General features: G+C 59.7%; 20 protein-coding genes. 13 read left to right on the forward strand and 7 right to left on the reverse strand.

The genetic code is table 11. The features are described from left to right. Positions 1-15: 15 nt before the first annotated feature. From J7447_RS18395 to J7447_RS18415, 5 genes are all read left to right on the forward strand, one after another. A complete protein-coding gene (locus tag J7447_RS18395; protein ID WP_209170521.1) occupies positions 16-825 on the forward strand; it encodes a purine-nucleoside phosphorylase in 810 nt (269 codons plus the stop codon). Then, the gene (gene deoC, locus J7447_RS18400; protein ID WP_209170522.1) at positions 822-1,604 is read left to right on the forward strand and encodes a deoxyribose-phosphate aldolase; all 783 of its coding nucleotides are present in this window, start codon (positions 822-824) and stop codon (positions 1,602-1,604) included. Before J7447_RS18395 ends, deoC begins: the two co-directional genes overlap by 4 nt. Before the next feature lie 23 nt (positions 1,605-1,627). Continuing rightward, a complete protein-coding gene (deoA, locus tag J7447_RS18405; protein WP_075283141.1) occupies positions 1,628-2,944 on the forward strand; it encodes a thymidine phosphorylase in 1,317 nt (438 codons plus the stop codon). Positions 2,945-3,028: 84 nt separating this feature from the next. Beyond that, a complete protein-coding gene (locus J7447_RS18410) occupies positions 3,029-4,249 on the forward strand; it encodes a phosphopentomutase (RefSeq protein ID WP_209170523.1) in 1,221 nt (406 codons plus the stop codon). A gap of 121 nt (positions 4,250-4,370) precedes the next feature. Further along, positions 4,371-5,375, forward strand: a complete 1,005-nt coding sequence (locus J7447_RS18415; RefSeq protein ID WP_022999734.1) for an adenosine deaminase — start codon at positions 4,371-4,373, stop codon at positions 5,373-5,375. Between the two features lie 376 nt (positions 5,376-5,751). Here J7447_RS18415 and J7447_RS18420 read toward each other — a convergent pair whose 3' ends face one another. Continuing rightward, positions 5,752-7,008, reverse strand: coding sequence for an MFS transporter (locus tag J7447_RS18420; RefSeq protein ID WP_022999735.1), 1,257 nt, complete (start codon positions 7,006-7,008; stop codon positions 5,752-5,754). Positions 7,009-7,155: 147 nt separating this feature from the next. Here J7447_RS18420 and J7447_RS18425 point away from each other — a divergent pair, with 147 nt between their 5' ends. From J7447_RS18425 to J7447_RS18455, 7 genes are all read left to right on the forward strand, one after another. Then, the gene (locus tag J7447_RS18425) at positions 7,156-8,397 is read left to right on the forward strand and encodes a DUF1688 family protein (protein WP_209170524.1); all 1,242 of its coding nucleotides are present in this window, start codon (positions 7,156-7,158) and stop codon (positions 8,395-8,397) included. A 65-nt stretch (positions 8,398-8,462) separates the two neighbouring features. Further along, on the forward strand, positions 8,463-9,092 hold the full coding sequence (upp, locus tag J7447_RS18430) for a uracil phosphoribosyltransferase (protein WP_022999737.1): 630 nt from the start codon (positions 8,463-8,465) through the stop codon (positions 9,090-9,092). A 107-nt stretch (positions 9,093-9,199) separates the two neighbouring features. Then, positions 9,200-10,099, forward strand: coding sequence for a ribokinase (locus tag J7447_RS18435; RefSeq protein WP_209170525.1), 900 nt, complete (start codon positions 9,200-9,202; stop codon positions 10,097-10,099). A 66-nt stretch (positions 10,100-10,165) separates the two neighbouring features. Next, entirely contained in the window at positions 10,166-10,672 is a 507-nt protein-coding gene (locus tag J7447_RS18440) for a TIGR02281 family clan AA aspartic protease (protein WP_209170526.1), read from the forward strand. A 64-nt stretch (positions 10,673-10,736) separates the two neighbouring features. After that, positions 10,737-12,236: a phosphomannomutase/phosphoglucomutase gene (locus J7447_RS18445; RefSeq protein WP_152504725.1), complete on the forward strand. Its 1,500-nt coding sequence runs from the start codon at positions 10,737-10,739 to the stop codon at positions 12,234-12,236. A gap of 80 nt (positions 12,237-12,316) precedes the next feature. Further along, on the forward strand, positions 12,317-13,315 hold the full coding sequence (locus tag J7447_RS18450) for an aldose epimerase family protein (protein ID WP_209170527.1): 999 nt from the start codon (positions 12,317-12,319) through the stop codon (positions 13,313-13,315). 54 nt (positions 13,316-13,369) lie between these two features. After that, on the forward strand, positions 13,370-14,398 hold the full coding sequence (locus J7447_RS18455) for a histone deacetylase family protein (protein WP_022999743.1): 1,029 nt from the start codon (positions 13,370-13,372) through the stop codon (positions 14,396-14,398). Between the two features lie 84 nt (positions 14,399-14,482). Here J7447_RS18455 and J7447_RS18460 read toward each other — a convergent pair whose 3' ends face one another. Continuing rightward, complete coding sequence (locus J7447_RS18460; protein ID WP_209170528.1) at positions 14,483-15,103, reverse strand: HAD family phosphatase; 621 nt, start codon at positions 15,101-15,103, stop codon at positions 14,483-14,485. Between the two features lie 84 nt (positions 15,104-15,187). Here J7447_RS18460 and phnD point away from each other — a divergent pair, with 84 nt between their 5' ends. Further along, entirely contained in the window at positions 15,188-16,132 is a 945-nt protein-coding gene (phnD, locus tag J7447_RS18465; RefSeq protein ID WP_209170529.1) for a phosphate/phosphite/phosphonate ABC transporter substrate-binding protein, read from the forward strand. A 27-nt stretch (positions 16,133-16,159) separates the two neighbouring features. Here phnD and J7447_RS18470 read toward each other — a convergent pair whose 3' ends face one another. The 5 genes from J7447_RS18470 to J7447_RS18490 all read right to left on the reverse strand — a co-directional run bounded on the left by J7447_RS18470 (position 16,160) and on the right by J7447_RS18490 (position 20,592). Then, positions 16,160-17,344 carry an acetate/propionate family kinase gene (locus J7447_RS18470; protein ID WP_209170676.1) on the reverse strand — a complete coding sequence of 395 codons (1,185 nt, stop codon included), beginning with the start codon at positions 17,342-17,344 and terminating at the stop codon, positions 16,160-16,162. Between the two features lie 2 nt (positions 17,345-17,346). Continuing rightward, the gene (locus J7447_RS18475; RefSeq protein WP_022999747.1) at positions 17,347-18,759 is read right to left on the reverse strand and encodes a bifunctional enoyl-CoA hydratase/phosphate acetyltransferase; all 1,413 of its coding nucleotides are present in this window, start codon (positions 18,757-18,759) and stop codon (positions 17,347-17,349) included. 195 nt (positions 18,760-18,954) lie between these two features. Further along, positions 18,955-19,452 carry a hypothetical protein gene (locus J7447_RS18480; protein WP_209170530.1) on the reverse strand — a complete coding sequence of 166 codons (498 nt, stop codon included), beginning with the start codon at positions 19,450-19,452 and terminating at the stop codon, positions 18,955-18,957. Between the two features lie 94 nt (positions 19,453-19,546). Then, positions 19,547-20,101, reverse strand: a complete 555-nt coding sequence (locus J7447_RS18485; RefSeq protein ID WP_209170531.1) for a TadE/TadG family type IV pilus assembly protein — start codon at positions 20,099-20,101, stop codon at positions 19,547-19,549. Positions 20,102-20,130: 29 nt separating this feature from the next. Beyond that, a complete protein-coding gene (locus J7447_RS18490) occupies positions 20,131-20,592 on the reverse strand; it encodes a pilus assembly protein N-terminal domain-containing protein (RefSeq protein WP_152504718.1) in 462 nt (153 codons plus the stop codon). Positions 20,593-21,040 lie beyond the last annotated feature (448 nt).

The following is a 21,040-nucleotide window of genomic DNA, read 5'->3' on the forward strand; positions in this document are numbered from 1 at the left end:
AAGGACTGACCCACAATGAGTGGTTTCGGCCGTGAATGCGCGGAGATCGTCCGCGCAGCCCGGGAGGGCTCGTACAAGATTGGCATGATCCTCGGCTCCGGCCTCGGCGCGCTCGCCGAGGAAGTCGAGGACGCTGTTCGCATTCCCTATTCGCACCTGACCGAATTTCCGGTCTCCACCGTCACGTCCCATTCCAGCGAGCTGGTTGCCGGCACGCTCTCCGGGGTGCCGGTGGTGATCCTGTCGGGCCGGGCCCATTATTACGAGGGCGGTGATCCGACGGTCATGCGCACGCCGGTGGAAACGCTGAAGGAGCTCGGCTGCGAGATCCTGCTGGCAACCAATGCGGCTGGTTCCCTGCGCCAGGAAGTTGCTCCCGGCTCGCCCATGCTGATTTCCGACCACATCAACTGGTCGGGCATGAACCCGCTGATCGGTGAAGAGGACGAAAAGCGCTTCCTCGACATGAGCACCGCCTATGATGCGGACCTGCGTGCGGCGATGAAGAAGGTTGCCGAGGAAACCGGCGATCCGGTCGCCGAGGGCGTTTACATGTGGTTCTCCGGCCCGTCTTTCGAGACGCCCGCCGAAATCCGCATGGCCAAGTCACTGGGTGCGGATGCGGTTGGCATGTCAACCGTGCCGGAAGTCATCATGGCCAGATTCCTGGGCATGCGCGTCGCGGCCATGTCGATTATCACCAATTACGGCGCAGGCATGCAGACGCACGCGCTGTCTCACGACGAAACCAAGTCCGTTGCCTTGCAGGGCATGGAACGCATGAAACAGCTGGTGCGGGCATTCGTGAAGGAGATTGGCCAATGACTGACATGATCGAACACGCCAAACGGGCCCTCGGGCTCGTTGACCTGACCAACCTCAACGACGACTGCACGGCGGCGGATATTTCCAAGCTGACCGGACGGACCGTGACGGATCACGGGTCGGTTGCGGCTGTCTGTGTCTGGCCGCGGTTCGTGGCGCAGGCCGCGCAGGAACTGACCGGCACGGGCGTGAAGGTGGCGACCGTGGTCAACTTCCCTGAAGGTGGCGAAGATACGGAAGCTGTCCTGGCCGAGACGAAACAGGCACTTGCCGATGGAGCCGACGAGATCGATCTGGTGATGCCCTACAAGGCTTTCTCCGCTGGCCGCAAGGGTTTTGCGGAAGAGCAGATCATCCGCGTGAAGGCTGCCATTCCGGAACCGGCATTGCTCAAGGTCATCCTGGAAACGGGTGAAATCAAGGATCCGTTGCTGATCCACGCAGCCTCCAACATTGCCATTGGGGCAGGTGCGGACTTCATCAAGACTTCGACCGGCAAGGTTGCCGTCAATGCAACGCTGGAAGCAGCCGAAATCATGCTGACCGCGATCGAGGAGGCCCGCCGCGACAACGCCGAGCGTGTGATCGGCTTCAAGCCGGCCGGTGGTATCCGCACCGCCGAGGATGCGGCTGCCTACCTGGCGCTTGCCGACAAGATCATGGGCCAGAACTGGGTATCGGCACACACGTTCCGCTTTGGTGCCAGTGGTCTTCTGGATGCCCTGATCTCGACGATCGAGGGCCAGGAAATCGTGGACCATTCCCACCACGGCTATTGAGACGGCTTCAAGAAGGACAACAAATGCTGCCGCAAGAACTCATCAGAAAGAAGCGCGACGGTGGAACGCTGGACGCGGCGGAGATCCAGTTCTTCGTCAAGGGCCTGGCAGACGGCTCGGTCACGGAAGGCCAGGTGGCTGCGCTCGCCATGGCTGTCTTCTTCAAGGGGCTGACCGTCGATGAACGGGTGGCTCTGACGCTCGCCATGCGCGACAGTGGCGATGTCATGGACTGGTCGGGCATCGACGCGCCGATCCTGGACAAGCATTCCACCGGCGGTGTTGGCGACAACGTCTCCTTGATGCTGGCGCCGGCGCTTGCCGCCTGTGGCGCTGCAGTACCGATGATCTCCGGTCGTGGCCTGGGTCACACGGGCGGCACGCTCGACAAGTTCGACAGCATCCCGGGTTATCAGACGCAACCGGACAATCTGCTGTTCAAGAAGGTGGTCAAGGAGATCGGGTGTGCCGTCATCGGCCAGACCGGAAACCTGGCCCCGGCCGACAAGCGCTTTTATGCCATCCGCGATGTGACCGGCACGGTGGAGAGCATCGACCTGATCACCGCGTCGATCCTGTCCAAGAAGCTGGCAGCCGGTCTGCAGGGACTGGTGCTGGACGTGAAGTGGGGCACGGGCGCTTTCATGGCAACACTTGAAGATGCTCGTGCGCTTGCCGAAAGCCTGGTGCTGGTCGCGAACGGGGCGGGTTTGAAAACGACGGCTCTCCTGACCGACATGAACGAGCCGCTGGCGTCTGCCGCCGGCAACGCGGTTGAAATGCAGAACGCTGTCGACTTTCTGAAAGGCACGGCAATCGACAACCGCCTTTGGGATGTCACCGTGGCACAAGGCGGCGAACTGCTTGCCTCGGGTGGCATTGCCGCTGATGCAGAGGCCGGTGCCGGCATGATGCGTGAAGCGTTTCAGAGCGGCAAGGCGGCAGAGAAGTTCGCCCAGATGGTTCATGCGCTTGGCGGACCTGCCGACTTCATGGAAAAGGCGGAACTTTATCTCGCCAAGGCGCCGGTGGAAGCGCCGGTCTACGCCGAACAAGACGGCGTCGTTACGGGTGTGGATGCCCGGGCAGTGGGCGTTGCGGTCGTCGCGCTTGGCGGTGGACGCCGGGCGGCGGCAGACGTGATCGATCCGTCCGTCGGCCTGACCAGCCTTGCCGGTGTCGGCAACACGGTGGACGCGGATGCGCCCTTGGCGATTGTCCATGCCAGAACCGAGGCAGAGGCCGAAGAAGCAGCCGTCGCGGTGCGCAAAGCCTACACCATCGGCTCCGCAGCCGATGTCATCGACAGGCCGAGCGTCGTCGAGCGCATCGCGCCCTGACCGGGAAAATGCGTGCCGGGCGAATGGTCGCCCGGAACCTCTCCGGCCGAACCGGCCGGCAATGATAAATTTGAGGAGATGTCCATGCCTCGTGCAATTCTGTGCGTTCTGGACAGTTTCGGTATCGGCGGTGCCGCGGATGCGGAAGCCTTTGGTGATGCCGGGGCCGACACTTTGGGCCACATCGCGGCGCGTTGTGCAGCCGGTGAGGGCGACAAGGACGGTCTGCGCTCCGGCCCCTTGAACGTTCCCAACATGGACCGGCTCGGCCTGGGCGCGGCAGGGCGTCTGTCCACCGGCAAGGACGTGCCGGGCCTGGATTTCGATGGCGAGCCGGAAGGCCTGTGGGGCTATGCTGCCGAAGTTTCCAACGGCAAGGACACGCCGTCCGGCCATTGGGAAATCGCCGGTGTACCTGTGCGCTTCGACTGGGGCTATTTTCCGGAAACGATCCCGACCTTCCCGGAAGAGCTGATTGCAAAGATCAGCAAGAAGGCAGGCCTCAACGGCATCCTGGGTGACAAACACGCCTCCGGCACGGTGATCATTGCCGAACTTGGCGAAGAGCACATTCGCACGGGCAAGCCGATTTTCTATACGTCGGCGGATTCCGTCATCCAGATCGCCGCCCACGAAGAACACTATGGTTTGGAGAAGCTGTACGAACTTTGCGAGATCGCGCGTGAATTTGCCGATCCCTACAACATCGGCCGGGTCATCGCGCGGCCCTTCGTCGGCGAAACTTCGGACACTTTCCAGCGCACCGCCAACCGGCGTGACTATTCGGTGCTACCGCCGGAGCCGACCTTGCTCGACCGTCTGACAGAGGCAGGACGCACGGTCTATGGCGTCGGCAAGATATCCGACATCTTCGCGCATCAGGGCGTTGCCAGGGTACTGAAGGGCGCAGGCAATGACCAGCTGTTCGACAAGACGCTGGAGGCCATGGACCAGGCTGCCGATGGCGACCTGATCTTCGCCAATTTCATCGATTTCGACTCCCTCTACGGTCACCGCCGGGATGTTCCGGGATATGCAGCCGCACTGGAGCATTTCGACCGCCGCTTACCGGAAATGATTGCCAGGATGAAGGACGGTGATCTCCTGATCCTCACGGCCGATCACGGCTGCGATCCGACCTGGCGTGGCACGGACCACACCCGCGAACATGTCCCGGTGATCGCAACCGGTCCGGGTCTCGAAGGCAGAAGCGTCGGTGGTCGCAAGACCTATGCCGATATCGGTGAAAGTATCGCCGATCATCTGGGCATCGCGGTCGGTCCGAACGGCACGAGTTTTCTGTAACCGCATCCGCATTCCGGCAATCCGGTGAATCGGGCACAATAACCGCGGGCCACTCGTCCGTCCTTTCTGCGGAAAGACGGAAAACCGGCCCGCCACACACTCGAATGAGGACCCGCGGGACATGAGCGACGCCATCACGGTACCGAAGGCGGAATTGCATTGTCATATCGAAGGTGCCGCGCCACCGACCTTGGTCAAGCGCCTTGCCGACAAGCGCGGCGAGGATGTTTCGGCCGTCCTCGACGGTAACGGCAAATACATCTGGTCCGACTTCACCACCTTCCTGAAAGCCTATGACGTTGCAAGTTCGGTGTTCCGGACACCGGCGGACTATGCCCTGCTTGCGGAAACCTATTTCCGCATGCTGGCGGCGGAAGGGGCAATTTACGGCGAGATCTTCATCTCGCCAGACCACGCTCAGGCCGCCGGCCTGTCCTACCGCTCCTATGTCGAGGGACTGGCCGCCGGGATCGAGCGTGCCAAGACAGACACTGCCATCGAAGGCCGGATGATCGCGATCGGCGTACGCCATTTCGGTTCGGCCTCCGTCGAACGGGTCATCAAGGAAGTGATCGGCAATCCGCATCCTCTGGTCACGGGCTTCGGCCTGGCCGGGGATGAACGCTCCGGCCACCCGGCCAATTTCGCGAAGGCCTTCCGCATGGCGGCGGATGCGGGGCTGGGCACGACGGCTCATGCGGGCGAGTTCGGCGGTCCGGACAGTGTGACCGCGGCACTCGAATTCCTGCGTGTGAAACGTCTTGGCCACGGCGTGCGGGCGATCGAGGACAAGGATCTGGTCAAGCGCCTTGTCGACGAGGAGATCGTGCTGGAGGTCTGCCCCGGGTCGAACATCGCTCTGGGCGTCTACACTCACCTGCGCTTCCACCCGGTCAACATGCTGCGCAAGGAGGGCGTGAAGATCACGCTCAACTCCGACGACCCGCCCTTTTTCGGCACCACGCTCGGCAAGGAATATTCATCGGTCACCGAAACCTTCGGATGGAGTTTCGATGATCAGATGGAAGTCACCCGCACGGCCATCGAAGCCGCCTTCTGTGATGAGCCCACACGCAAAAGGCTCCTTGTACGACTGGAAAGCGCAAAGCAGGCGCCGACGGGTTGAGGCAGGTCTTCTGCAACATGCCGGATGCGCTGCACGCTGAGTGCACGCCAGATTTTTTCAGGCGAGGTCGCTTCGCTCACGCTGATGTCTGGTTTCCGGACCGGCGCACAGCTTGGCAGTGCTTGTCCGGTATGACGCCGGTCATAGGCGCGGCTGCTTTGCATTGGCTTGGTTCAGCAAGAACTCTAGTGAGCTTTCTCGCCTCTCGCCCTCTCATCCCCCAAACCTCATCCTGAGGAGGACCGACAGGTCCGTCTCGAAGGATGGGCGGCATACTCCGGAACAAGCGGCCCATCCTGCAAGACGCCGCTGAAGCGGCTCCTCAGAATGAGGGGAGAAGGGCGATGAATGCCGAAGGTAATGGCTTCAAGCCCCCTCAGATTTCCCCGCCGGTCTCGTCCACTTCCGTGCGCGGATCGAGGCTTACCGTTTCCGGGGTGGTAATCTGCGCGGTCGAGACCGCCATCACGAAATCGGACTTGTCTTCCTGCGGAAGCGAAGCACGCTGACGCATGCGCCAGAGGGCAAAGAGCATCATGGAAAGATGCGCTGCCGCCGTCACCTGGAAGAGTGCGCCCGGATAAGTGAAGGTCATCAAGCCCGAAGCGAGCAACGGTCCAAGCATTGTACCAGCCCCGAAGATAAGCAGAAGACCGCCGCTGATCCTGAGAAAGTCACCCGGCTCTGCGTGGTCGCTCGCGTGGGCGACGATCACCGGATACATGGAATAGACCACGCCGCCGAAACCTGCGATCAGAAGAACCGTGAGGGTCGGATCGGTGCCGCCGAAGAACGACAGGCTGGACCCGAAACTCATGGCGGTTACGGCGAGACCGACCAGCACGAGGCGCCGGTCGAGCCTGTCGGACAGCATGCCGACCGGGATCTGCACCACTGCGCCGGCCAAAAGCGCCAAACTCATCATGATGGCAATCTCCGGTACGTCCAGTCCGATGCGAAGTCCATAAACCGCACCCAAGGTGCCGAAGGACCCGTTTGAAATGCCGACCATGAAAACCGCTACGACTGCGATCGGTGAATTGCGCCAGAGTTTTTTCGGATCCAGCCGCGCCTGTGTCAGGGGCTGGGGCGATGCGGCGGTGGACAACGCTGTCGGCAGCAGCGACAGCGAGTAGATGATCGAACCGAGAACGAAGAAGAAGAAGCCGGTCGGATCGCCAAGCGTCAGCAACATCTGTCCGGCGGTCGTCGCCCCCAGGTTGATCATCGTGTAGATGCCGAAGATCCGCCCGCGCGTTTCGCTGGTCGAGCGTTCGTTCAGCCAGCTTTCCACGATCATGGCAGCGCCGGAAAAGCAGAAGCCTGTGATCGCCCGCAGCACGATCCAGACAGCGGCATCCATGAACAGGAGGTTCAGGAGAACCGAGATGCCCGCCAGCGAGGCAAGCGCCCCGAAGGCCCGTACATGGCCCACACGCTTCACGATGACCGGCACGGCCAGACAGCCGCTGACATATCCGACTGCCCAGCCGGTGCCGAGCAGACCGAGCGAGGCATCGGAAAAGCCGTTGGCGAGACCGGCGAGCGGCAACAGGAGGCCGTGAAGGCCGCCGGCGAGCAAAAGCAGTCCGGATCCGACGAGAAGGGCGGCGATTGAGACAACGGCAGACATGAAACTTCCGGTGTGGGGTGGTTGAAAGGCTTGGGTTCAAATCACACAGATGATGACCAATGACGAACCGGTTTGACAAGGTTATGGTGGGCAGATAGGCGAGGGCAGCGTCTTTTCACACAATCCTTTCCAGATCCGGCGATTTCCATGACCGATACCCAACCAGCCTTGTCCCTGTTCCGGCCGCAGCATGTTCGGGAAAAAGCCTATGAGCTTTTGAAGCTTGCCACAGATGGCAAACTCGCCCATGTCGAAGCGGTTCCGGACCTGCTCGAAACAGCCCTGGCCAAGGTGCTTGAAACAACTCGGGAAAATTATCCGGATTTTCACATTCCACCCTACGGCATCTGGCGGAATTACGAGGCCGGCGGCATCGACCGCTGGGGTGCGCTGGCAAATGCGCGCGGGTTTGAAACCGCCGAAGAAATGCTTGCCGCTGCAGCCGACCTTGCCATCCTGGGTACCTACATGAAAACCCGTCACCCCGAGGGCTGGGTTTTCGAGGACAGGATGACTGAGACCGAGGCGACCGGTCAGGAGGCTTCGGCACTGGCCGCCTTTCACATGTTCGCGGCAGGTTCCTTTTCCGGCGAAATGACCGATCCCTACCGCGTCGACGCGCAGACGCTCGTGCAGATGGACCGGATGGAACTCTCCGAAGGCCTGCAGTGGGACGCAAGGGAGGATGACGACCTGCTTGAGGCGATGCAGCGCCATTTGAAACGCTTCGGTGAAGCGCTTGCCCTGCGGCCGGATCTTTTCGGGGAAGGGGACGAGACCCGTCCAGGCCGTCTTGCAGTTCGGATGGCAAAGGAAAGCGATGGCGTGGTTTCGGCAAGGGATCTGCTTGACCGCGTGCTGGAATCGCTTTGTCCGCTCTGGGACGGTGGTGCCAGCGAAGGAAGCATGGTCTATGGCGACAGCTTCGAGCATTACCAGCGGGGCGCGGTTTCCGAGAGAACTGTTGTGCCGTTCCATCAGGCTGCCCAGGAGATGGTCTATTCACTGATCGAACCTCTTGCCTGGGCCGGGTTTGAAGTCTCCGGACTGGAGGCGCTGACGCCGCCGGCCGATCCTGCCCACGCGGCCCTGTTCCTCGACGCCGGTGTCCTGAAAATTCTCGAACCGGACACGGTGCTGTCAGCAGAGGCCGAACGCGACCGGATGGTCGAAATCCGCGCTGTGGCGCTTGCCCTGACCGACAGGCTGGCCGAACTGCTGCGGCACGAGCTCAAGGTTCATCAGGATCAGTTGCCGCTCACCTGCATCCTGGAAGGCGGAACCAGCCGGGCTGGCGGCATTTATTTGCAAGGACACCCGCAGGAAGCGAAAAAACTCGGGCACTTCATGAACCCGGGGTCTGTTTTTTGGTTGCCGTTCGGGGCATAGGTCCCGAACATAAAAAATCATGAGACCGGGCCGGTGTTATGGCCCCATTGAGAAGAGAGGCAGATATGTCCGGAGCCACTGTCATCAGCCACCCGCTGGTTCAGCACAAACTGAGCATCATGCGCGACAAGGGAACGTCCACCCAGGGGTTCCGGCGCTTGCTGCGGGAAATCTCCACGCTGCTCTGCTATGAGGTCACCCGCGACCTGCCGCTCGTCTACCAGACCATCGAGACGCCGCTTGCCGAAATGCAGGCGCCGACCCTGGCCGGCAAGAAGCTGGTATTCGCTTCCGTTCTGCGCGCGGGCAACGGACTTCTGGAAGGCATGCTGGATCTGGTTCCGTCGGCGCGCGTGGCGCACATCGGGCTTTACCGCGATCCGCAGACCCTTCAGCCGGTGGAGTATTACTTCAAGGCTCCGGAAGACCTGAACGAGCGTCTGGTGATCGTGGTCGATCCGATGCTGGCTACCGCCAACTCGGCGATTGCAGCGGTTCAGAAGCTCAAGGAGCGCGGAGCCAACAACATCCGCTTCCTCTGCCTGCTCGCGGCACCTGAGGGCGTCAAGAATTTCACCGAGAACCACCCGGACGTGCCGGTCTACACCGCCTCCATCGACGAGAAGCTGAACGAGAAGGGCTATATCGTTCCGGGCCTTGGCGACGCCGGCGACCGTATGTACGGCACGAAGTAACCGGCCGACAGAACAGACGGCTGAAAGCGCGGAGGGAAACTTCCGCGCTTTTTTGTTGCGCTTGGGCGTGCGGTGTCTAACCTTTTGTAAAAAAAGGGGGAGGCGACATGATTACGGTCTTTGGTTCCATCAATCTGGATCTGGTCGTTGCCGTGCCCCGCTTGCCGACTGCCGGCGAAACGGTGAGCGGTCGCGATCACCAGACATTTCCAGGTGGGAAAGGCGCCAACCAGGCATTGGCTGCCAGGCGGGCAGGGGCCGAGGTTCGTTTCATCGGCGCGGTTGGACAGGACAGCTTTGCCGAACTCGCGCTGCTTAATCTGCGCGAAGCCGGCGTCGATCTTTCAGGCGTTCGCACCATGGCCGGGTCGACCGGCCTTGCCCTGATCGGCATCGATCCGGCAGGGGAAAACCAGATCATCGTCGCCAGCGGCACCAATGCGCGTGTCGAAGCCTCCTGGCTGGAAGGCGGTTTTGGGCCTGGTCAGACACTGCTCGTTCAGGGAGAGGTGCCTCTGGTTGAGGTGATCGAAGGTGCCAGGCTTGCCCGGGATGCGGCAGGCACGGTCATCTGGAACCCGGCTCCTGTGCCTGAGGGCGACCTGAGTGCCTGTCTGGATGTTGCCGGTACGATTGTGGTCAATGTGAGCGAGGCGGCAGAGATCGGAGGTCGTCTCGGCATTGCCGGTGACACGGAAACATTCGCGCTGAAGCTGGCGGAAGGTGGCCGGAACGTCATCGTCACCCTTGGTGCGGACGGTGTTCTCGCTCGCACGCCAACCGCCCGCTATCGCTTCGCTTCTCCTGCCGTCAACGCGGTGGATACGACCGGTGCGGGCGATGCCTTTTGCGGCGCCCTGGCTGCCGCTCTCGATCGCAAGACGTCCTTCGAACGTGCCTTGAAGGAAGGTGCCGCCGCCGGTGCGCTTGCCTGCACCGTGACAGGGGCCCAGTCCAGTGCACCGCATCTGGAGGACATTGCCCGGCTGGCCGACACGATTGCCTGATGCTGTTTTACAGGCCGCTAAGGAAACCGTGATAATCAGGGGGTTCACGCAACGTCGAGACCCTGCATGTCGCGCTTTGTCATCATCTTTCTGGCCTGCATGGCAATCGTTCCGCTTGCGGCGTATCTGCTGGAAAGCAGGCTTGAAGTGCTGGTGAGCAGCGACCCGGTTGCCGAAGATCAGGACGTGGACGAGGCCGGCGAGCGAAGCCACCGAATATCGGCCAACAGGCAGGGGCATTTCGTTGCGGATGCCTATCTGAACGGCCGTGCGGTGGACATGCTGGTCGACACCGGTGCAACCGTCACCGTTTTGCCGGAATCGCTTGCCGAGAGCATTGGCATCTTCCTGAATTCGGCCGACTACAAATACGCGATCCAGACGGCAAACGGCACAGTTCGTGGCGCTAGGGCGACCATTGACAATTTGCGCATTGGAAAGATCCGGCTACGCAATGTCGACACACTTGTGTTGAAAGATCAAAGCCTCGGGGAACCCCTGCTCGGCATGTCCGTTCTCAACCAAATGAAGCGGTTTGACATCTCCGATGGCACGCTTGTACTGGTGCAGTGAATTGTCATACCGTGTTTAGGTAATTACCCAGTTCCGTTCTTCTTCCTTGCTTTGAGAGGCATTGATGTTTCCGAAACCGCGTCCGAAATTGGTTCCGAACACTTTTGAATATGAATCCTTTCCAATGGTGAAGCCCACGGGTTTCCGTGAATACGATGCGCGTTGGCTTTTCGAAAAGGAAATCAATCTGATGGGCATGCAGGCGCTCGGTATGGGCATCGGCACGCTCATTCACGAACGTGGCGTGCGCCCGGACATCGTGGTGGGTCATGATTTCCGGGGTTATTCCTCCTCCATCAAGATGGCGGTGATCAACGGCCTTCTGGCAGCCGGCATCAACGTGCACGACATTGGCCTGGCCTTGTCGCCGATGGCCTATTTTGCGCAGTTCGCGCTCGATGTTCCGGCGGTCGCCATGATTACGGCATCGCACAACGACAACGGCTGGACCGGCGTCAAGATGGGCATCGACCGTCCGCTGACCTTTGGTCCCGATGAAATGGGCCGGCTGAAGGACATCGTTCTGGAAGCGGCCTTCGACCTGAAGGGCGGCGGCAGCTACCGCTTCGTCGACGGTTTCCCGGATGTCTATTTCAAGGATCTCACCGACCGGGCCAAGCTGAAGCGCCCGATCAAGGTGGTTGCGGCATGCGGCAACGGCACTGCCGGTGCCTTCGCGCCGAAGATCCTGGAAGCGCTCGGCGCCGAAGTCATTCCGCTCGACGCCGAGCTGGATCACACCTTCCCGCGCTATAATCCGAACCCGGAAGACATGAAGATGCTTCACGCGCTTCGTGACAAGGTGCTGGAAGTCGGTGCGGATGTCGGCCTCGGCTTCGATGGCGATGGCGACCGTTGCGGTGTCGTCGACAACGAAGGTGAAGAGATCTTCGCCGACAAGGTCGGCGTGATGCTGGCGCGCGATATCTCCGCGCTTCATCCCGGTGCCCAGTTCGTGGTCGATGTGAAATCCACCGGCCTGTTCCACACGGATCCCGTGCTGAAGGCCAACGGTGCCAAGACCGACTACTTCAAGACCGGCCACTCCTACATCAAGCGCCGTGTCACCGAGCTGAATGCCATGGTCGGGTTCGAGAAATCCGGCCACTATTTCTTCAACAAACCGATTGGCCGCGGTTATGATGACGGGCTCGTTTCGGCCATTGCCATCCTCGACATGCTTGACCGTAACCCGGACAAGACGATGGCAGACCTGCGCCGGGATCTTCCCAAGACCTGGGGGTCGCCAACCATGGCTCCCAAGTGCGACGACGAAATCAAGTACGACGTCGTCGACCGGGTTGTCGCCCGTTTCCAGGATATGAAAGCCAAGGGCGAAACGGTTGCCGGACAGTCGATCACCGACCTGATCACCGTCAACGGCGTTCGCGTCGTCAGTGAAGACGGAACCTGGGGTCTTGTGCGTGCCTCCTCCAACAAGCCGGAGCTGGTGGTCGTGGTCGAGAGCCCGGTTTCGGAGGACCGGCTCCACGCCATGTTCAAGGCTGTTGACGGCGTTCTGCGCGAGAACTCGGAAGTGGGCGACTACAACCAGACGCTCTGACCACTTGACCGATTGACGAAAGGCGGCGGATAGTTCCGCCGCCTTTTGCGCATCCTGCCGCCTTCTCGCCGGAGACTTTCATGATCAAGGAATTTGGGGTTCTGCCAGACGGGACCGTTGTCCAGGAAATTACGCTGGCAAAAGGGTCTCTGGCTGCCTCCATTCTCACCCTTGGAGCGATTATCCGCGACCTCAAGGTCGATGGTGAGACGGTGGTGCTGGGCTTTGACGATCTCCAGAGCTATCTGGATCATTCGCCCTATTTCGGCGTGATTGCCGGGCGCTGCGCCAACCGGATCGGCGGTGGCCGGATGACGATAGACGGGGTCACCTATCAACTCGACCAGAACGAACGGGGTATCAACCACCTTCACGGTGGTTCGCTCGGCTTCTCCAGCAGGGTCTGGCAGGTAGAGCAGCACGACAAGGCCAGTGTCCTGCTGAAGTTTGTCTCCGAAGACGGCGATATGGGGTATCCGGGCCGGGTGGAAGTGCTTGCCCGCTATACGTTGACCGGCACCGGTGCGCTGCGTCTGAAAATCACCGCAACCACCGACAAGACGACGCCGGTCAATCTGACCCAGCACGCCTATTTCAATCTGGATGGCAGCAGCAATATTCTGGACCATACGCTGGAAATCGCAGCGGAGACCTATCTGCCCGTGGACGAGGCGCTGATCCCGACCGGTGAGATCCGCAACGTGGCCTGGACGCCATACGACTTCCGCGACGGGCGCAAACTGCGGCGCAAGGCGGGTGAGGAGAACGTGGTCTTCGATCACAACTTCTGCCTTGCGGATGCACCACGCGAGGGCGTGGAATTCGCTGCTGCCCTTGAAGACAGTTCCGGCAATCGCCGCATGGAAGTCTGGACGAGTGAACCCGGCCTGCAGCTTTATGATGCGCAGCGGATCTCGGTGACGGTTCCCGGGCTGGACGGCAGGCACTATGGGGCCCATGCCGGGCTTTGCCTTGAAGCGCAGCGATGGCCGGACAGCGTCAATCACGACGGGTTCACACCGGTTTTGTTACAGCCCTCAGAGACTTATACTCATGTTACGGAATTCCGTTTTTCCTGAAATGGGTTACATTAGCGCTGCTGTGTGAGACAACAGGGGACTTGGGGGCAACTCGTGAAGACGGTTTTTTCAAACACCCAGCTCGCGCATGCACCGGCGCAGGAAATATCAGACGGCGAACTGAAGCCTGCTGTCGAGATCCCGAGCCGCGCTGAAATCGTGCTCAAGACCGTGCGGGAGCGCAATGTCGGTGAAATCGTTGCGCCGGAGGAATTTCCCGTCCGTCCGCTGCACCGGGTGCACGCCCCCGAATACGTTTCGTTTCTGGAGAGCTTCTGGGAAAAATGGACAGCCGCAGGGCGGTCGCGGGAAGCCTTTCCCTTCGTCTGGCCTATCCGCAGCCTGCGTCAGGATGTTCAGGTCGAACATATCGACGGCCTGCTCGGACGGTACTCGATGGATGCCGGTACGCCGCTCGGCGAAAACACCTACAAGGCGGCTCGGGCGTCAGCCGACACGGCCCTGACTGCGGCCCGCCTGCTTCTCGATGGCGAGAAATCGGCTTTCGCGCTTTGCCGGCCACCGGGACACCACGCGGGCTATGACTTCTTCGGTGGATACTGCTTTTTCAACAACGCTGCTGTCGCGGCGCAGTATCTTCGGGACTACGGACTGCATCGCATCGCAATCCTGGATGTCGACTACCACCATGGCAATGGCACCCAGGCGCTGTTCTATGACCGGCCGGACATCCTGTTCCTGTCGATCCATGCCGACCCTAAACACGAATATCCCTATTTTCTCGGGTTTGCTGACGAGACCGGCGAACATGCCGGTACCGGGTTCACCCGTAACTGGCCTTTGCCGCTCGGCACCGATTGGGACAGCTACACACCGGCACTCGAGGAAGCCTGCCGTTGGCTGCTGGTTTACAAGCCAGAAGCGTTGATCGTCTCACTTGGCATGGATTGCTACGAGAACGATCCGATCTCCGGCTTCAAGTTCAAGAGTGAAGACTACATCCGGCTTGGCCAGAGGCTCGCCAAGGTCGGCGTTCCGACCATCTTCCTGATGGAAGGCGGCTATGCGGTCGACGCACTGGGCACCAATTGCGTCAATGTGCTTGAAGGCTTCGAGGGGTAAGACCTCTTCGCCCGGACTTGAGTGCGACGGATCCCGAGAGGCGGCCTTGCCGCCTCCCTGATATTGGCCGCTTCCTCGTGGCAATTACCCGTTCAGCAGACCAAGCTGTTTCAGTTCCGCGCGCAGACCCTCAGCCCCCTTGAAGTGATGGGCTGACATGCCGGCTTCTCTGGCAGCCTCGACATTGCGCTCGCTGTCATCGATGAAGAGGCATTGCGCGGCAGTCAGTCCGTTTCGCTCCAGCAGGATTTCGTAGATGCGCAGGCCGGGCTTGATCTCCTTTTCAGCGCCGGAGACGACGATGTCGCGGAAGCTGGTCTTCAAAAACGGAAAACGTTCCTGGGCCTGGACAAACTTGTCTTCTGAAAAATTGGTAATTGCATAAAGGGGCGTCCCCTGAGCCTTGAGCTCTGCAAGCATGTCAGGCGTACCGGGAATTTCGCCGGGCACCATGTCGTGCCAACGTTCGCTGTAGGCGGCAATAAGCTCGGCCTTGTCCGGATGCTGGCGGGACAGAACATCGACGGCGTCCGCCCAGGGTCGGCCAAGATCCTGCTGCAGGTTCCACTCCATTGTGCAGACCGTCGTCAGGAAGTCTTCGCGTGCATCGTCATCGGGAATGAGCTCGCGATAGAGATATTCGGGATTCCATTCGATCAGGACATTCCCTATATCGAAGACGACGGTCGTGATAGCATCGTTCATGTGGTCGATCCGGTTTTCTGGCGGAAGTTGTTCAAAAGGCGAGATAAAATTTTGCAAGTTTCATCAGAAGGTTATGTCGGCAATATGGCACTTGTAAATCTCCTGTTCCGCTGGCTGGCCCCCATTCTCGCGGCAGTCTTTCTCACCGCTACCACCGCCAGTGCACAGGACCCGGAGACCATGCCCGATCGGCTGCGCCTCGGTGTTGTCGTGGCGGCAGATGAAGGGGCCCGCGACCGGGTGGAGCCTTTCCGCCTTGCGCTTGAGGAAATTGCCGACCTGCCGGTTGACCTCTTTCTGATGGATACCATGGCCGATGCTGTTGAGGCGCTTGCTTCCGGAAAGATCGACTATGCTCGCCTTTCACCATCCGCTTATGCTGCCGTGCATCAGCTCTGCAGTTGCGTTGAGCCGTTGGTCACCGCCGCTCCGGATGATTTTCCGGCGCGCTTTTATGCCCTTCTGATCGCGAAGCGCGGCGCAGAGCAGGGAACCCTGGCGGACCTCAAGGGGAAGCGCCTTGCTGTCGGTGGTACCGACTCCGTGACCGGTTATCGTGTTCCGCTCGCCAATCTGGCGGCTGACGGTGTCGACGCGCGCGCGCATTTCAGCGCTCTTGTTGAGGTGAAGGACCCTGTTGAGGGCCTCCGCGCCGTTCTGGACGGCCGGGTCGATGCGACCCTTGGCTGGTCGTCATTGGCGGGGGAGGCAAAGAATGGCTATACGGCCGGAACACTCAATGATTTTTATGTTTCGGGAGAACGCGGTTTCAAGGATCTGGAAATCGTCTGGCGCTCGCCGCCGATCCCCTATTCCGCTCACAGTGTGCGCAAGGATTTGCCTGACGCGTTGAAACGGCGTCTCAGGGCCGGGTTGATGGACATGCGCCGGGAAGCACCCGACGCCTATCTGGCCATAGAACCAGACCTGCCGGGCGGTTTCGAGCCTGTGGTGCATGCCGACTACCGTCCGGTGCTGCGCACTTACGAGGACGATTACGCCACGCTGCTGGATCCAGCAGGCCGCTGAAGAGACCCTGCACCGGTTGAACGAACATCAGGCACCAGCGGCGACGCTGCCCAGAAGCCGTTCGGTGTGGCGCCGGATCATTGCTTCTTCGTCGGTCGGAATGACCAGTACATTGATACTGGAGGTCTCGGTGGAGATCATTTCCACTCCTGCCTCGTTCCTGACCGGGTCGATTTCAAGACCGAGCCATTCCTGACCGGCACAGACCTTCTCACGGACCAGGGCAGCGTTCTCGCCGATCCCACCGGTAAAGACCACGGTGTCGAGGCCGCTCAGAACGGCGGCCATGCCTCCGAGTTCCCGCCGGATGCGGAAGACGAAATAATCGATGGCTTCGGCGGCTTTCGGATCGTCGCTCTGCGTCAAGGTGCGCATGTCCTGGCTGATGCCGGAAAGCCCCTTGAGCCCGGACTGCTTGTACAGCAGGTCGGAGACCGCATCGGGGCTCATGCCCTTTGTCGTCAGCAGATACAGCACCACGCCCGGATCGAGCTGGCCGCAGCGCGTGCCCATCGGCAAGCCGTCAAGCGCGGTGAAGCCCATCGTCGACCCGATGCTCTGGCCTTCTCGAATAGCGCACATGGAGGCGCCGTTGCCGAGGTGAGCGACGACTAACCGGCCTTTATAGAGTTCAGGATGAGCCTGCTTCAGATAGGAGCATATGTACTCGTAGGACAGGCCGTGAAAGCCGTAGCGGCGTACACCTTCGTCATAGAGAGGCCGGGGCAGGGCGAAGGTATCGTTGACCCAAGGGTGGCTGCGATGGAAGGCGGTATCGAAGCAGGCGACCTGCATGGCCTCTGGAAAGGCTTCCCTGGCTGCGGTGATCCCTGCCAGATTATGCGGCTGATGCAGGGGCGCAAGCGGTTCGAGCGCCTTTAGGTCCTCAAGGATCTCAGCCGTCAGGCGAACCGGTTCGGTGTGGGTGACACCGCCGTGGACGACCCGATGACCTACTGCATCGACACTGCGTCCACCAAGCTCCTGTTCCAGAACCGGCAGGAGCGCTGCAAGCGAAGCCCCGTGGCTTCTGCCCTCGTCCGCGGACAGTTGCCGGTCCACCCTTGTGTCGGAAACCCTTGAGGCAAGGGAGATATGCGGCTGGGCACCCAGTCCGGAAATCTGCCCCTTGAGTTGAACGGTGTCACCGGAATAGAGGGTGAACTTGATCGAGGATGAGCCCGAATTAAGGACAAGAATGACCGGGTCCATGGTCACTCGCCGTCCCGGTCGAGGATACCTGCCGGATTGCCGGTTGCCTGCCAGTGCATGTAGAGCAGGGCGAGGGCACAGGAGGCGAGGCGGGCCCGGCTGTCGTCGGCTCTGCTCGTCAGCATGATGGGGACCTTCGCTCCGATCACCAGCCCGGCCGCTTCCGCATGGGCGATAAAGGTCAATTCCTTCGCGAGCATGTTGCCCGATTCCAGGTTCGGTACGATCAGGACCTCTGCATGTCCGGCAACCAGCGAGGTGATGCCCTTGGTCCGGGCTGCCTGCACATCGACCGCATTGTCCATTGCCAGGGGACCGTCGACGATCGCACCGGTGATCTGTCCACGTTCGGCCATCTTGGAAAGAACCGCCGCATCGAGACTGGACGGGATCGCCGGGTTTACGGTTTCGATGGCGGACAGGACTCCGACACGCGGCATTTCCAGGCCGAGAGACAGGGCGGCGTCAATGGCGTTCTGGGTGATGTCGACCTTGGTGTTGAGGTCGGGCGTGATGTTGATTGCAGCATCCGAAATCAGGACCGGGGTCTTGCGGCCCGGGATGTCCATCACGAAGACATGGCTGATACGCCGCTTGGTTCTGAGCCCGCCATCGCGTTTGACCACGTGGTGCAGAAGATGGTCGGTGTGAAGGTGGCCCTTCATCACGGCCTTGACCCGGCCTTCATGGACCAGCGCAACGGCACGGCCGGCTGCTTCCATTTCATCTTCGATATCGATCAGCTCATACGGACCGAGATCTTCATCAAGTTCTTTGGCTGCAGCTTCAATCCGGCTCTTCGCGCCAATCAGAATCGGCATGATCAACCCCTCGCGGGCGGCCATCAAGGCACCTTCCAGCGAGTTGGGATCGTCTGGCGCTGCCACCGCGGTCGGCAAGGCAGGCAGTGTCTTTGCCAGTTCGATCATCCGGTTGAAGTGCCGGTGGCGCTGCACCAGGATCGCCGGAATGTCGCTGGAATCGAATTCGATAAGCTCTGTCGGCGCGGCGACTTCGGCAACGCCTTCAACAAGGCGGGTACCGTCTCCCCGTGTTACCGACATGTCGAACAGGACAATGTTGTCCGGACGTTTTTCGGTTGCCGTGACCCTGACATGCAGTTTGTCGCCGACCGCAGCTCCGCTCAGAAAGCGGAACGACTGCGCCTTGTAGATCGTGCCGGGTCCAGGAAGGATGTTGCCGAGCACCGCGGAGGCAAGCCCCCCGACCCACATGGCCGGTGCAACCGGTTTGTCGACCAGGCCATCGCCGGTCCAGTCCGTGTCGGGAAGATGTATCGGATTGTGATTGCCGGAAGCGTGCGCGAAAACCAGAAGGTCGTTGGAGGAGCATTCGCGGACGATTTCTGCGGTATCGCCGACCTTGATCTGATCGTAAGTCTTGTTTGTCGCCATCGGTTCAAAAATCCCATACTTAAAAGTGCATATTGCGACGCAGCATTCCGGAGCAGATTAGCCGGAATGTGCGACGTTACAAATACGGGAGTTAGCGTAGGCGCGTGTCCGACCGATTGAAACGGGATCAGGTAACGTGAAACAGACACGTTCTGGCGCTGCAAAGCCCGTTTCCAAGACCTTGGGCGTTTATCTTCAGCAGGCCGGACACTTGACGGTATCGGTCAATCGCGGGCGCAGATAATAGGTGTCGCTCAGGTCGATCGAGGATGCCCGGGAAAAATACTCGGTAAAAAGGCCGGAGAACGTCGGCACATAGTTCAGGTTGGCCTGCGTCACGACGATGGAGGAGTTCGGGACGGCCACTGTTTCTGGTAGTTCAATCGGTGGTGTGGACCCTTCCGCCCACGGGCTGCCGCCTTTGGACGAGTAGCTCCAGTCGACAGCAGGATCACCGTCTTCGTCAAAGGTTACACTGGCGACGATCGTTTCCAGGTTGGTGTCCGGATAAGGATCCAGGATCTTGCCGCCCAGAGCCATCATGGCGCTCAGGTCGGCAGGGGTAATTGTCTGCGCCTGGGCCACAAGATCGGCGACCGAGTTGGCAATACGGCTGACCTTACGGTCATGGTTCAGGGTGCCAGAGACTTCCTCCATGCCGATCAAAAGCACCAGCAAGAACGGGAGGATCATAGCAAATTCTATGGTGGAGATGGCCCGTTTGTCAGCGCTGAAAGCTCTGAATCTGCCTAGCCGGTGCCTGACCTTTTTGAAATGAAGACGCATCTTAGCTCCAGGGTTCATTTCGAAACACCAATGTAGAGGTGAGATAGCGTTCGCTGCCATGATCGGCGAGGTTGAGCGACAGAAGCGACGTGATCATCGGCCACCTGTAGATGACGTTGACCACGACGATCTCGCCCGCACCGGCGTCTTCGTAGTTGGACTCTTCCTTCAGATTGCCGTCTTCATCGTAAAGACTTTCGCCTGCGGACTTGGCCAAGGCAAAGCTTTCTACCTTGTCGACGTCGACTACCAGTCGATCCAGGGAACAGAGAAAGTCTGGCAGGTTGCTGCAGATTCGCGTCTTGAACGTATTTGAGTCATATCCGCCTTCGTGGGCCTGACCCGTACGGATTTCACGTGCAGCCGTGATTACAGCATTGTCAACCATTCGGTTCGCGAAATGGGACAGTCCGACTTCAATGATCCCGAAAATAACGGTAAAGAATGGCAATGCAATCATTGCGAATTCGACGGCTGTCGCCCCGCTGTTGTCCTTGCCAAACGAGGTAAAACCTCTTCTCCGTCGCGAGACGATCAGCCGTTTCAACAAGCGCATTCGGTGATTACTCCGTTGGGAATGCGATACTACAGCCCGCCGGCTGCTTTAGTCGCCAAATCGTTGCGTGCGCTTGCCTGATCTGCGGTTTCCTTGAAGGCCTCAATCGAGTCTCCGAGTCGCAGGACCGGTTCGCATGCCGGATTGCAGGACAGCGATTCCCGCGAAGCCTTCCTGTATACGGAGACGACGTCATCATCCGAAGCCTTCACCGTGATGACTTCATCAACGATCGGCTTGTTGTCGCCATCAAGGATCACGAGGTTCGTTGTGCCGTAGCTCTTGCCGGTAATGACAACGGTGTTCTGATCGAACATCGCGACATCCGCGATAAAGGGATTGCCGACAATAACCGCTGCGGCGCCGTCCTCGATCCGAAAGACCTTGGCGCGATCGACCGTAACAAGCACAGGACCATCCTGTGCGACCGCAACGGTCGCGCCAAAGGCAACGGCGAAAAGGCTTGTCCATCTGATTAGCTGCGCAAACATGCCTATGGATACTCCAATTGTGCATTTCCATAGAAGATCATGCGTCAAACGTGGTGAACGATCTGCTAACGACCCGGCGAAGGAAGTGTAAATGGATTTTCTTTTGCTTTTTCAGGAACGATTCTACGTTTGTTTTGTCTTTATTCGTGGATGCGTGGATATTCTTCTCCCTCGGTAAAATTTCAGAGGCGGGAAGAAAAATAGAAGTTCGGGGAATTAGCGTATAAGGCCGATCAGTCCCAAAATAAAATCTAAGAAACAAACTGGATAAATCGCGTGAGTATCTATATAATTCTGTATTTTATTGAATTATGCGCGTTTATATTAAAGTTTTTTGATCGTATTAACTGATTTTTATCTATACGTCTTGTTAACTATAGTAATAATTGCCAGCATTCTTTTTGGTTGGGATGGTAAATTTAACTGCTTGGAAAGCTCTCTGTCCTAG

Source organism: Labrenzia sp. R5_0, assembly GCF_017743835.1.
Classification (GTDB): domain Bacteria; phylum Pseudomonadota; class Alphaproteobacteria; order Rhizobiales; family Stappiaceae; genus Roseibium; species Roseibium algicola.

Excerpts from the sequence above, each read along its gene's own strand:
- J7447_RS18395 (WP_209170521.1), top strand. The coding sequence starts at position 16 with ATGAGTGGTTTCGGCCGTGAATGCGCGGAGATCGTCCGCGCAGCCCGG.
- deoC (WP_209170522.1), top strand. The coding sequence starts at position 822 with ATGACTGACATGATCGAACACGCCAAACGGGCCCTCGGGCTCGTTGAC.
- deoA (WP_075283141.1), top strand. The coding sequence starts at position 1,628 with ATGCTGCCGCAAGAACTCATCAGAAAGAAGCGCGACGGTGGAACGCTG.
- J7447_RS18410 (WP_209170523.1), top strand. The coding sequence starts at position 3,029 with ATGCCTCGTGCAATTCTGTGCGTTCTGGACAGTTTCGGTATCGGCGGT.
- J7447_RS18415 (WP_022999734.1), top strand. The coding sequence starts at position 4,371 with ATGAGCGACGCCATCACGGTACCGAAGGCGGAATTGCATTGTCATATC.
- J7447_RS18420 (WP_022999735.1), bottom strand. The coding sequence starts at position 7,008 with ATGTCTGCCGTTGTCTCAATCGCCGCCCTTCTCGTCGGATCCGGACTG.
- J7447_RS18425 (WP_209170524.1), top strand. The coding sequence starts at position 7,156 with ATGACCGATACCCAACCAGCCTTGTCCCTGTTCCGGCCGCAGCATGTT.
- upp (WP_022999737.1), top strand. The coding sequence starts at position 8,463 with ATGTCCGGAGCCACTGTCATCAGCCACCCGCTGGTTCAGCACAAACTG.
- J7447_RS18435 (WP_209170525.1), top strand. The coding sequence starts at position 9,200 with ATGATTACGGTCTTTGGTTCCATCAATCTGGATCTGGTCGTTGCCGTG.
- J7447_RS18440 (WP_209170526.1), top strand. The coding sequence starts at position 10,166 with ATGTCGCGCTTTGTCATCATCTTTCTGGCCTGCATGGCAATCGTTCCG.
- J7447_RS18445 (WP_152504725.1), top strand. The coding sequence starts at position 10,737 with ATGTTTCCGAAACCGCGTCCGAAATTGGTTCCGAACACTTTTGAATAT.
- J7447_RS18450 (WP_209170527.1), top strand. The coding sequence starts at position 12,317 with ATGATCAAGGAATTTGGGGTTCTGCCAGACGGGACCGTTGTCCAGGAA.
- J7447_RS18460 (WP_209170528.1), bottom strand. The coding sequence starts at position 15,103 with ATGAACGATGCTATCACGACCGTCGTCTTCGATATAGGGAATGTCCTG.
- phnD (WP_209170529.1), top strand. The coding sequence starts at position 15,188 with ATGGCACTTGTAAATCTCCTGTTCCGCTGGCTGGCCCCCATTCTCGCG.
- J7447_RS18470 (WP_209170676.1), bottom strand. The coding sequence starts at position 17,344 with ATGGACCCGGTCATTCTTGTCCTTAATTCGGGCTCATCCTCGATCAAG.
- J7447_RS18475 (WP_022999747.1), bottom strand. The coding sequence starts at position 18,759 with ATGGCGACAAACAAGACTTACGATCAGATCAAGGTCGGCGATACCGCA.
- J7447_RS18480 (WP_209170530.1), bottom strand. The coding sequence starts at position 19,452 with ATGATCCTCCCGTTCTTGCTGGTGCTTTTGATCGGCATGGAGGAAGTC.
- J7447_RS18485 (WP_209170531.1), bottom strand. The coding sequence starts at position 20,101 with ATGCGCTTGTTGAAACGGCTGATCGTCTCGCGACGGAGAAGAGGTTTT.
- J7447_RS18490 (WP_152504718.1), bottom strand. The coding sequence starts at position 20,592 with ATGTTTGCGCAGCTAATCAGATGGACAAGCCTTTTCGCCGTTGCCTTT.